The organism is Cellvibrio sp. QJXJ (assembly GCF_024452345.1).
Lineage (GTDB): Bacteria > Pseudomonadota > Gammaproteobacteria > Pseudomonadales > Cellvibrionaceae > Cellvibrio.
The window spans coordinates 702,905-714,514 of sequence record NZ_CP101662.1 but is presented as its reverse complement, the minus strand read 5'-3'; the positions used below and the strand labels follow the sequence as shown (position 1 = coordinate 714,514).

At 48.3% G+C, this 11,610-nt stretch carries 7 protein-coding genes; 1 reads left to right on the top strand and 6 read right to left on the bottom strand.

All coding sequences use genetic code 11. From position 1 onward, the window contains the following. Positions 1–10: 10 nt before the first annotated feature. The 5 genes from sbnB to NNX04_RS02975 form a co-directional block, all read right to left on the bottom strand. The gene (sbnB, locus tag NNX04_RS02995; protein ID WP_261947460.1) at positions 11–1,063 is read right to left on the bottom strand and encodes a 2,3-diaminopropionate biosynthesis protein SbnB; all 1,053 of its coding nucleotides are present in this window, start codon (positions 1,061–1,063) and stop codon (positions 11–13) included. A 506-nt stretch (positions 1,064–1,569) separates the two neighbouring features. Then, complete coding sequence (locus tag NNX04_RS02990) at positions 1,570–4,050, bottom strand: TonB-dependent siderophore receptor (RefSeq protein WP_261947459.1); 2,481 nt, start codon at positions 4,048–4,050, stop codon at positions 1,570–1,572. Positions 4,051–4,147: 97 nt separating this feature from the next. Next, on the bottom strand, positions 4,148–5,122 hold the full coding sequence (locus tag NNX04_RS02985) for a FecR domain-containing protein (protein ID WP_261947458.1): 975 nt from the start codon (positions 5,120–5,122) through the stop codon (positions 4,148–4,150). Positions 5,123–5,125: 3 nt separating this feature from the next. Next, entirely contained in the window at positions 5,126–5,647 is a 522-nt protein-coding gene (locus NNX04_RS02980) for a sigma-70 family RNA polymerase sigma factor (RefSeq protein WP_040391758.1), read from the bottom strand. Between the two features lie 200 nt (positions 5,648–5,847). Beyond that, positions 5,848–7,527, bottom strand: coding sequence for a tannase/feruloyl esterase family alpha/beta hydrolase (locus tag NNX04_RS02975; RefSeq protein WP_261947457.1), 1,680 nt, complete (start codon positions 7,525–7,527; stop codon positions 5,848–5,850). 160 nt (positions 7,528–7,687) lie between these two features. Here NNX04_RS02975 and NNX04_RS02970 point away from each other — a divergent pair, with 160 nt between their 5' ends. Beyond that, positions 7,688–7,984 (top strand): Dabb family protein, encoded by a 297-nt coding sequence (locus NNX04_RS02970; protein WP_261947456.1) that lies wholly within the window; start codon positions 7,688–7,690, stop codon positions 7,982–7,984. A gap of 71 nt (positions 7,985–8,055) precedes the next feature. On the opposite strand, the gene NNX04_RS02965 is transcribed toward NNX04_RS02970, so the two are convergent. Further along, positions 8,056–11,580 (bottom strand): PVC-type heme-binding CxxCH protein, encoded by a 3,525-nt coding sequence (locus tag NNX04_RS02965; protein ID WP_261947455.1) that lies wholly within the window; start codon positions 11,578–11,580, stop codon positions 8,056–8,058. Between the last annotated feature and the right edge of the window lie 30 nt (positions 11,581–11,610).

Sequence of the window (11,610 nt, the reverse complement as noted above, 5' to 3'; positions counted from 1 at the left end):
AATTAAATCCTTAGAATAACGACAAAGCAGTGCCGGCTGATTGGCTTCTTGCTAATTCGTAAAAATGGCGCGCACACGCAATATCATCTACTGCCATACCCATTGCATTTAATAAAATAATTTCTTCGTTATTTTCACGCCCCACTTTTCTATTGGTGACTAACTCCCCCAACTCAGCGTGTAATTGCTCTTTGGAAAAACGCCCTTCAAGCACTAACTGGTTAATAATTTTCTTTTCGCGATTACACTGTTCCCAATCGTCAACCACAACTTTATCGGCGCGCTCATAAACCTCTTTATGAACATCCATAATGGATACATTACTGATGAATGCCCCTGGCTTTATCCAGTCGTATTCAATGTATGGAGAATCGGTCACCGTACAGGTTACAACCACATCGCCTTGCTTTACGGCGTGTTTGGCGGAATCCATTGCATGGAAATGAATGTGCGGATAATTTTCACCAAACTGACGGGTAAAAATTTCAGCGGCATGTGGGTTAATATCAAATAGATAAATATTTTCGACAGCAGGGAATTGTTCAATCAGCGTAACAATTTGCATTTTAGCTATGGGGCCGCAACCAACACAGGCTACGGATTTGAATCCGGTTTTTGCCAGATACCTGGCTGCGATTGCAGTGACCGCTGCGGTGCGCATACCGCTTATCAAACTCCCTTCTAAAATCGCGATGGGATAATTTGTATTTACATCATTAAGAATGATGACAGCGCTTGCACGGGGCAATCCAAATTTACGGCCATTTGCCTCTCGGCTACCCACCCATTTAATTCCCGCCGCCGGCGTATTGCCGCCAAGATAGCAAGGCATAGCAATAATGCGATCTGCAATATGATTTGCCTCAGGCCAACGCAAATAAGGTTTAATCGGCTGAACCACCTGCCCTTCAGCGTGCTGAATTAAACCCTGGGTAACGGCAGTAATGTAATGATGGCTGGATGCTGCCCCCAGCCCCACCAAATCACTTTGACTTAAATACAAAAGCGGCTCAGGTGAAATTGAAGAAGCGGAAAGTAACAAGGCATTATTTTGAGCGGACATTGTTTGTCATCCTTTGAGATATTCACTTTAAACAAATGATAAGTATTTTCATTTGAGAATCTATACCCAACAAAATAATATATCAATGTGTTTTTGCGATTGAAGTGAATTTTGTCGCCCAAAAACAGATTAAAAACAAAAAAATATTTTTAATAAATAAAAATTAAATTAATTCAAACCAGCACAAGATTAATCACCGCTTCTACAACACATAGAGCGACACCGCTAATTTAATTTATGGATTTTTTAGGGCTTCACATTCGTGAGCATAGGAAATAAGAACTCACATTCGCGAGTGTAAGGAAAAGTGTATTTATGGCGCTTCGTGAAATGAAAGTAACTTACTTATTATTTTTATCATTACATAAAAAATATAAACGGCTTAACGAATTGAAGGTTTCAATTCGTTGCGTTTACTGCAGAAACATTTTCAGCTTGTATTGACGATAAGTTTGTTTTATTGAAAGGCGTAGCCAATTAAGGCTGCGCCTTTCTTGTAAAATCCATTACCAGTTATGGGTAAAGCTTAGCTTCAACACCGTTCCACTTGCAGGCAAATGACTGGTATTGCTATCGCTACGAAGAAGTTGACTGTAGAGTGGGTAGTAATAGTGGTTAAGAAGGTTTTCCACACCCATCGCAACACTGCTTTCGTCATCGATTTTCCAGCGGGAAATTAAATCGACTGTGGCATAGCCATTCGTATCCCTGCGGCTGAAACTTGCAACGCCGTTAAGTCGGTAATCTTTTCCTTGAAATGCCGTTGTTTGGAGTTTATGGCTCCAATTTTCTGAAGGCCGATACTCGACATAAGCAGTAAACTTTAACGGGGGAATACGATTGCCTGGCATGTCCTGATACTGACTGGAATTTTGTGGCAACTCCTCGCCTTTCATCCAGGTAATAGTTGAACCAATACTCCAGCGCTCGTCATCGGTAAAATAATCAATGCCGCCTTCAACACCAAAAATTCGCTCTTTGGTGCGAATCAGCCGAAGACCATTATTAAAACTTTGCACGCCGCCTAAATCTGATCGGGACTCAAATACACTCAAGGTTGCCAGCGAATTATCCCAGCGCCCCCGCCAACCCAATTCGGTAGTATCCGTTTTTACCGCCTGCAAATTTGAGCTATTGATATTAAATGCTGGTGTTGCATTACGGACCTGCAAACCAATATCCGGCAATTGAAAACCCTGGCTAAACGACGCATAAATTTCATGCGCCTTGGTCAAAGAAAACACCGTGCCGGCATTATATGTCCATGCATCGTAATCGACTGAGCCGCCCGCAACCGTTCCGGGATTAGCTAATTTGGATTGTGATAAGGGGATGAAGTCGTCGAAGCTTGCCTTGGCACGGTCGTATCTTGTTCCTGCTTCGATTGACCAGCGCTTATTAACGCGATGCTCCAATTGTGCAAACGCACCTGATGCATCCGTTGTCACTTCCGGCATATAAATAAGTTTGCCTGTTTTTTTGAAAACCAAGCCGCCACTTGCGTCGTAAATCACCGGATCAAAAATATCCAACGGCATATCAGTGACTTCATTGTGAAAATCGCCACCCCACACCAGTTGGGTAGTTTTACTCTCACCAAACGGTGATTTGATCGTCAAACGCCCGCCATAGACTTCAGAGTTTTGCATTGACTGATCAACATTCCCGCCACGCACAGCAACTCTGCGCGCATCAAATGGCGCAAAGCGGGTGAAAAAATCCCGATAATAAAGTTGTGCCGCAAGCGTATTACCCGCGATATTGCGGTGTTCATAATCGACACCAAAAAGTGTATTCTGGACGCGATTTTGCTCTTTCAGATCAAGCCCTTTTATCGAGCGAGCGGGAACACTATTTGGTGGCAGTGAAGCAACAGATGGATCAGTGGCATAGTCAGTATCTTGCTGCACATCGTAATAACTGGCCGACAATTGCAAACGCTGATCTGCATTTATTTTAAAACCGAGTTTTGTCGCGGCACTGTAAATATTTGAATCAAACATATCACCCTGGCTTGGCTCGGGCGCAATGCGATTTCCTTTTGCATCAAATGATCCACCCACATGACGGGCACCAAGGCTCAGAGTGTAATCCACCACTTCACTAGCTGCTGAAATGTAATGCTGGACTTCACCACCCAATCCGGAAGTACCAATTTTTGATAAAGGTACAACACCGCTAATTGTTGTTCGCGCCTGGGTTTCGCCTTCGGGTTTACGCGTGCGAATTGAAATAATCCCACCCGCCGCTCCACTGCCATAAATGGCGCTACTACCACGCAACACTTCTATTTGCTCCACATCGGCAAGGTTGATGTTGGCCAGGTTGCGTGAAGAACCGCGGTTAGTATTCAGCGGCACGCCATCCACTAGCACCAATGTCTCCCTGCCTCGCAATGTCTGCCCATACTCGGTGATGGTGTGGGTTGAATCGCCCATTCCTGCGATTGCTTTTCCAAGCAAGGTGGCAAGGCTGTCCGAACCTTGACGTAAAGTGTCCAGCTCTTCCTTTTCAATAAGCGTCACTGAGCGGGATGGTTCCACAACATTACTGTCGGTACGCGCGGTAACTATTACCGGAGGCAGGGCTTTCACTGCTGTCGGCGCGGGTTTAGTTTCAATGGTGTAATTGCCTTCCTCCAGTTTAACAACGCGCAAATCGGTCTCACTCAATAAATGCGAGAACCCCTCCTCTACTGAAAATGCGCCCACCAACCCAGCGCTGTTCAAGCCCTGCAAATGATCGCTATTGAGACTCAAATTAACGCCAGACTGACCGGCAAATGCCAACAAAGCGGATTCCAATGACCCTGCGTCAATGCGATAGGTTTTTACTTCCTGAGCAGGAATATTTTCTTGTGCCCATGCGCTGGGAACCATGGTGACATTGGCGATAGCCAAGCCAGTACAAATAACCAGGGCGGTATGGATCGCTGTATTGCGCGGAGTTAATCGGCGAGCGGGAAAAAGGGTACGGTATTCAAACATCGGTTAGATCCAAGTCAAAAGTCAGTGAACGAAGTTTTCAAAAGACATGACAGGCGAAACGCAAAAACCGGACACCCAAAATGGAATTTTTTAAAATTTATTGGCGAGGGTTGATTGTCACCCAGTAACGGGTACGCGCATCAATGGTTACAGGCAAGGTATCGGCGAGCAAGCGGAGAACAGTGTCAGTATCCGTGAGCCGGAAAACACCTGTTACTCGCAATTCACCAACAGCGGGATTGCAATGCAGCAAGCCGGGCCGGTATCTGGCCAGCTCTTTAGTGAAATCCACAAGGCGCATTCCTTGAGCGTAGAGAACGCCATTTCGCCAGGAACCCGCACCGGATTGAATGGGTGTTATTGCATCGATAGACCGGGCAGTGAAGTTCACTTCTTGCCCTGACTCAACAATTATTCTGGATTGACTATGGCGGGTTGTGATCTCGACCGCCCCCTCAAAGACGGACAAGCGTGTGCCCGTGTCGCTGTGCCTGACCACAAACTCCGTACCCAGAGCGCGCATTCGACCATTATCGGTTTCAACCAGAAATGGTCGGCTTGATGCGTGAGTATCAGGTGCTGTTCGCACAAAAATTTCGCCGGTTTTATGCTCCAGCAGGCGCTGCAAATTATCAAAATTTACATTCAGCGCCGTGGCGGTATTCAATACAACGACACTGCGATCCACCAAGATAACTTCGCGGCGCTCACCGGTAGCCGTGCGATAAAAATTCGTTTGATTAGCCTGATAATACTGGACGCCAAACCATGTAGCGGCAGGAATAAATAGCGATGTGGCAACTGCGCGGAGGAACCTGCGACGGGATGCCAGCTCACGCGGTCGATCAAGCACAGACATCCCTAATTTAGGCTCAAGGCGATTAAATTGGTCGACAAGCAACTCAGCGTTTTTCCACACGCGCTGATGCTCGGCACTCTGTATCAACCATTGCTCCCATGCATTTTTCTCAGCATCCGACAGGTTTTTGCTGTGCATGCGCGCCAACCAATCGGCGGCCTCATCAATCACCCGGGAGGTAAGCTGTTCATCGCTGTGATTATCCACTTTCATTGGTCAGTCACTGGCCAACATTAAACGCAAACATTGGCGGAACCCCTGCGCCATATAACGGGTAACGGTACGCACGTTCACGTGCAAACGGGCAGCAATCTCCTCATAAGTGACCCCTTCCAATTGGGACATAAGAAAGGCGGAACGAACTCTGGATGGAAGCTCGGCTAGCAGCACATCCAATTCGTGCAATGTCTCTAAAACAATAACCTGCTCTTCAATAGAGGGAACCAAGGGTTCCGGTAATTGCTCAAGCGTCACCATAAACGCCCGCTCGAGCGATTGGCGCTCGTAATAATTGATCATCAATCGCTTGGCGATAGTAGTGAGATAAGCTCGCGGTTCATTGACTTCAGGGGGCTTGTTGGATTGGGATTTAACCCACACCCGGAGAAAAGTGTCATGGGCTAGATCGGCCGCCGTAGCATGATCGCCCAAACGGCGCCGAAGCCACCCTTGCAGCCAGTCATTGTGCGTTGAATACCATGCATCGAATTGCTGGTTTGATACAGCGTCAGGCGGCACTGAGGTTCTCCCATACTAACCAACAATTAAGCAGGGCAATTGTTGATAATGATTATTGTTTAGCATCTTAATTAATTATCAAGACGACAACAACCACCTGTTAGCAGGGATTACTTGTCTAATCCAACGACAGGTACTAGTAGAGGCCCATCGGCGTCACCCGAAAGAACAGAGCGCCCTTCACCTAAATGAGCTGAAGTTTAGTGAATCTCACAAGCAAAACTGCTCGCCACCTCAATATCACCTGCTTTGTAGATAGCAACACTCGGCCAAGGACATAATGGCCTTGAACGGGTTTTGCTCCAGTCGGCAGGAAGGGATTTATTCTCAGGGTTCACTGTGGCGGTAAGGGTTGCAGGTGCCTCACCTTTTTCCACCCATGCCACCAGTGCACCAAAGGCGTCAAACTGATCTGTCGCCGGGCCGCCACTGCAATGGTTCATACCGGGCACGACAAACAAGCGTGCAAAATCTTGTGCTTGGCCCGCATAATTTTTATTGAGCTTTTCATACCATTCCACAATATCCACCGTGGTAAATACCGGGTCGCTTTGGCCGTGGTAAATAATTAGCTTGCCGTCGTTTTTGTAGAATTTTGTAAGTCGTGGATTATCCACATCGGGCGGGGTCATATATTCCATGGCAGACTTTTTAAATTTGCCGTGAGTCGCGTAAATTTTTGGAGCATCGCGGTCAAAATCAAATTCGCTTAAAAACTGCAGCAACTTCTCGGGCGTACCTTCCACTTCGGTGGCGGGTGTCGTGAACAAATAAGCCAGTGAGCCCGCGCCCATGGTGGCAATTAATGGATGGTGATTCCACGCGGGAATGGGGCTTTCAAATTTCCAAAAACGCCAATCATCATCCGCGATACCTGCGTCATACCACCAATGATTGTAAAGCGATTGGCCTTTGCTGTTCTTCGGGCCACTCATCATGCGGGCGAAGGATTTTATTTGTACATCAGTCAAACAGCTGGCCGTTTTTTGTTTATCACAGCGCAGGCTATTGATATCAAAAACCTCCTGACAGTGGCGAACTTTATTGACTAAACCATCTTTGATGCCATCCAAACCATCGCACATTGCAATGACTTTATTTGCCAACAATTTCATATCACTACGACTAAACGCGTTGCGCAATTGTGGATCAACTTGCTGGGTACTTTGTATATCCCACGCATGTTGCACCGCCGATTTGGGCAAATTAAACCCGGGGGCGCCCACTAAAATCCCATCAAACATATCCCCGTAACGGCTGGCCGCGACCATGCCGTGACGACCACCGTTAGAACAACCCGCCAGATAAGTATAAGCGGCTGATTTGCCATAAAGAGCCTTGATAAGCTGATGGGCAATAGGTGTCATGGTTGCAGTTGCGGCGTAACCATAATCATCCCGCGCTTGGGGGTCCAAACCAAAACGATTACCCGCCGCCAAACCATATTGCTGATTTTCTGCAGCGTTGCCCGAGTGGCCCGCATTGGTACTTAACACCGCATAACCCTGCGCGCGCGCCGAACCACCCTCTGCGGGAACCACAGTGCCGTCATTTCCGCCATTCATTTGATACACAAAACGGCCGTTCCACGACAAAGGTAAACGCATTTCAAATTCAATGCCGTAATGTTTACCGTCGATACCAGTACGTGAATTGACAATACCATTCAGCTGACAAAAAGCGTCTGCTTCATTCACTGTTGCATTCTGCACAACCAAGTGCAAAGACGATGGAAACTTATGCTCCATTAAAGCAGTACAATTTTTTGCAGATGTAGCAGGTGCGGCCCATGCAAGCGAAACAGATGTTGCAAACAATAAACTGACTAAGATTGCATTGCGGTTAAAAGCAAAAAAGCGATGACAAAAAGAATGCTGCATGGAGATCTTCCTTTATAACTTTATAAGAATGCAAAAAATATAATTATTCATTTATATACCCATGAAAAGTAGTATAACCAATCCTGTAGAATCAATGATGTAATAATTGCACGCAACAAAACACAATTAGATTTCTTATCACCTATCAATGGAGCAATAAATGATTCGACATATTCTGTTAATAAAATTTAAAGCCTCAGTACAATCGTCACAAATAACTGCCGTCAAAACGCTCTTTGAAACCATGCCAGATAAAATTGAAGGTGTTGTGGATGTGGAGTGGGGCCTGAACGATAGCCCTGAAGGAATGAATAAAAATTTCACCCATGCAGTATTGATGACATTTGCCGATGAAGCTGCCCGCGCGCACTATTTACCGCACCCGCAACACGAAGCTTTAAAGGAGGAATTTGTACCACTGCTGGACGATATTATTGTATTTGATTATCCGGTGTAACCCGCAACACCAACGACATGGCAGCGGGAAGGCGCGCCATGTCGTGGTTGTCTTGAGCCTTCAAAAGCACACTATTGAGCAGATGCATCCAGCGAGTGGATATAAGCTACAACATCTTTCAGTGCCTGCTCATCCGCCAGAGTTTTGGCAATTGCCGCCATCTGTTGACCAGCAACATCGCGTGGATCTGCACCGCGCGCTCCCGCCCGATATTTTTGCAATTGTTTTAGCAAGTACCAATCCGCCTGCCCCGCAATACGTGGCGCCCCCAGATCAGTATTACCTTTGCCATCAGCTCCATGACAGGCCACACAGGTTGCAAAATACTGGGCCCCGCGCTGTATATCACCTTTGACCGTCGCTGGTTGTTTCACGCTGGGCAACTTCGCTACATGATGGGACAGGTGCGAAATATTGCGCATACGCTCTAGCTCCGGCTGGAGGAAATCAACAGCGGCGCGCATGGAAATGCCATCCACATCCTTAAAGTGCGTGCCACGCAACCCCATCAGAAATTTCTGCAATTGCGTTTGTACATAGGCGTGGTCTAGCCCCGCTAGCGCAGGTGCGCCCAATGCAGCATCGCCACCTGCATCACCGCCGTGACAACTGGCGCAATGCTGGCGATAAAGCACAACGCCACTCTCCGGTGATGCCCACTGCCACACTTGCGGCTTGAACGCATACTGCTCGTAGTACTTGGCGTAGGTCGCCTCATCCACATTATTGTATTTAAGGGCAAGCCCTGAAGCCCGGAGCTTAAATACCATTTGCGATTCGCTATCAAACTGATCAAGTAAGCCCTGCAAAGCCTTTAGCTCTGATGCACTTGGCTCCCGGCGCAGGTCGCGCCAAACTTCCAATAACGCCGTGGCCATTAACGGCAAACGCTGATCTGGCAGGCGCTCCCAGCTGGCGATGGTTTTTGTGAGATCGCCCGATTCGCCCGCAAGCATCTTCCGGGTAAGCATGTATTCCGGCGTTTGTTCCAGTGTGGCGAAGTGTTGGAAAAAACTGCCTTTGACAGCAACATCCGCGCGATTTAGCGCCGCCCAATAATGGTCGCCATGGCGCAAGGTTGCCAGGGTAAAGGCTTGTGCCAGCCATGAGTCGGATGGCAGCTGCGTGCGTAAACGCAATAATTCTCGCGCCGCCACTTTGGATGGTTTTTGTTGTGCGACTGCAATAAGCGCCCAAAGTCGGGTTTTAGCATCTGCATCATCGAGGCTGGCAGCTGCCGCCACCAAGTCAGCGGGAGAACCGCTTTCCAACAAGGCTTTCACCGCATTTTTGCGTGTTGCAGGTGATGGGTGTTGCAATGCGCGCTTGATGGCCGCGACATTTGTTTTGTCCGCCATGGTGAACTGCCCTAAGCCTTGCAAGGTCCAGATAGCGTGAATGGATTGCACATCCAAACCGATGGCATCGATTTTGGGTTCAGCCAACAAAATTTTGCGCAGCGCAGACACGGAATCAAACCGCTTTTCTTGTACCAACTTGCGCTGGGCAGTCATCCGCCAAAATAAATTGTCATTCGCCAGGGTTGCAACCAGACCGGCGGTATCTGCCTTGCTTAAATCCAGTGGCTTATAGGCAGGCGCGCCCTTGGCCACAAGGCGATAAATGCGCCCGTGTTTGCCGTCGCGTAGCGGGTTTTCGTGCGCATTGCCTTTGCCGACTACCGCATCAAAACCGGCAGACTCTTTAGTAGGAATAGGATTATGCTGAATAATAAAGTTGTACCAGTCAGCAACCCATAGCTGGCCATCCGGCCCTACATCGGAATAAACAGGTGACAACCATTCATCGGTGCTGGTTAATAGGGAACCCTGATTGCTCGCGCGGTAGCTACTACCGTTTTCCTCCAGAAAAAACTGCCCTAACAAATGGGCGGTAGGTTCGCCAATAAACGCACTGCGGTTCCAGAAACGCTCGGGGAACGCGCGAGCGGTATAAAGGTTAAAACCGGAACCAGCGGTGTAACGACCGTGCGAATCCACCTGCAAAAAATTGTGGGTGATTGGGAAAATTTGGGGGAAGTTATCGATTTTAGCGGCCATGCCTGGCGCCAGCTGCTCGTGCTGACCATAGACATATTTCCGCCACAGCGGCGCATGCCATGCAGGTGCATTGTTGGCAGTGGAACCAAACACTTCAAAATCCTCGCTCAACCCCAAGCCCCAGGTATTGTTATTGAGCTGGGCGATAGGTTCGATGTTGCGGCCATCCACATCCATGCGATAAAGCATGTTTTGAAACTCACCTTGGGTCTCGCTGCGCCCGCCCGAGTAACCCACCGCGCCCCAGATGCGATTGTCGTGACCGTAACGGAGGTTCGACGGACCAGCATGGGTATCTTCTATGCCCCAGACACTGTTTAGCACCTGACGTACATCGGCTTTGCCATCGTCATTGGTATCTTTTAAAAACAGAAAATGCGGCGCTTGGGCAACGATAAAGCCACCATTGACCGCGACTATGCCCGTGGGAATATTCAAACCATCGGCGAATACCGAACAGCGATTAGCGCGACCATCACCATCCGTGTCTTCACACATACTGATGCGATCAGAGCCCTTGCCATCGGCACGTAATTCATTGGGGTAATCCAGTGATTCCACCACAAACAGGCGGCCACGCTCATCCCAGGCAAAGGCCACAGGGTTGGCGATATCTGGCTCAGCCACAAACAGTTGCAGCTCAAAATCCTTTTCAACCATGCTCAAGGCCATGGTTTCCTGCGGTTTGAGTGGATGTTGATATTGTGGCGGCGGAGCCACTTTACGGTAGTTGGGAATAGTGCCTCTGTCCTCATACTTGGCCGTTGGCAGGGATTTGGCGAGCGCGCGATTCGCCTTGCGTTTCTCGTCGCCTACGCTCCACAAAATGCCGCGAATCAGCAGATCGTGAAATTCCAACTGCCCCCAAGTCGCTTCGTCATGACCATAAGCGGTGTAAAACACGCGACCTTTGCCCTGCTCGCGCACCCAGGTCCAGGGCTCCTGGTCGCGCAGCATCAATACGGTACGTCCGTCCTCGTTGTGGTCCCGGTGTACATAGGTTTCATCCTTGGTTTCAAAGCCTTTGTAACCACGGAGCACCGGGTGATTTTCTTGCCCCGGCGCAATACGGGTAGTGAAGGTTTCCAAACCATGGCTGTGGAAACGACCACCCACCAACTTCACGTAAGCGTCTGATTTGCTGAAACAGGCGCTGGCGCTGTGTATGGGCAAAAAGGCACCGCCCTGCTCCACAAAGCGCAGCAGGCTGGCCTCTTGTGCAGGCGTAATTTGATCGTAATTGGCGTAGAGCATTACCGCATCAAATTGCGCCAAACCCTCAGCGGTCAGCTGGCTTAAATCCTCATGGTACTCCATGCGAATTTTTTCTCGGCCGAGCGATTGGTTCAACAAGGGAGCATATAAATACGACAGGTGATAGCCCGAGCCTTCACGCTTGTCATGGCCAATAAACAGTAAGTTGATGATGCCTTTTTCACTGTTTGCCAGAGCGTTATTAAGGGGAAATACGGCGGTGGCAAGCAACAGAATCAGGGTAAACAGTCGTTGGATGGTGTAGTTATTTATAGTTTTCATAGTTATGTCTTTCAGAAAAATAGCGATTAC

Coding starts and splice junctions, on each gene's coding strand:
- NNX04_RS02990 (WP_261947459.1), bottom strand. CDS start 4,050: ATGTTTGAATACCGTACCCTTTTTCCCGCTCGCCGATTAACTCCGCGC.
- NNX04_RS02970 (WP_261947456.1), top strand. CDS start 7,688: ATGATTCGACATATTCTGTTAATAAAATTTAAAGCCTCAGTACAATCG.
- sbnB (WP_261947460.1), bottom strand. CDS start 1,063: ATGTCCGCTCAAAATAATGCCTTGTTACTTTCCGCTTCTTCAATTTCA.
- NNX04_RS02985 (WP_261947458.1), bottom strand. CDS start 5,122: ATGAAAGTGGATAATCACAGCGATGAACAGCTTACCTCCCGGGTGATT.
- NNX04_RS02965 (WP_261947455.1), bottom strand. CDS start 11,580: ATGAAAACTATAAATAACTACACCATCCAACGACTGTTTACCCTGATT.
- NNX04_RS02975 (WP_261947457.1), bottom strand. CDS start 7,527: ATGCAGCATTCTTTTTGTCATCGCTTTTTTGCTTTTAACCGCAATGCA.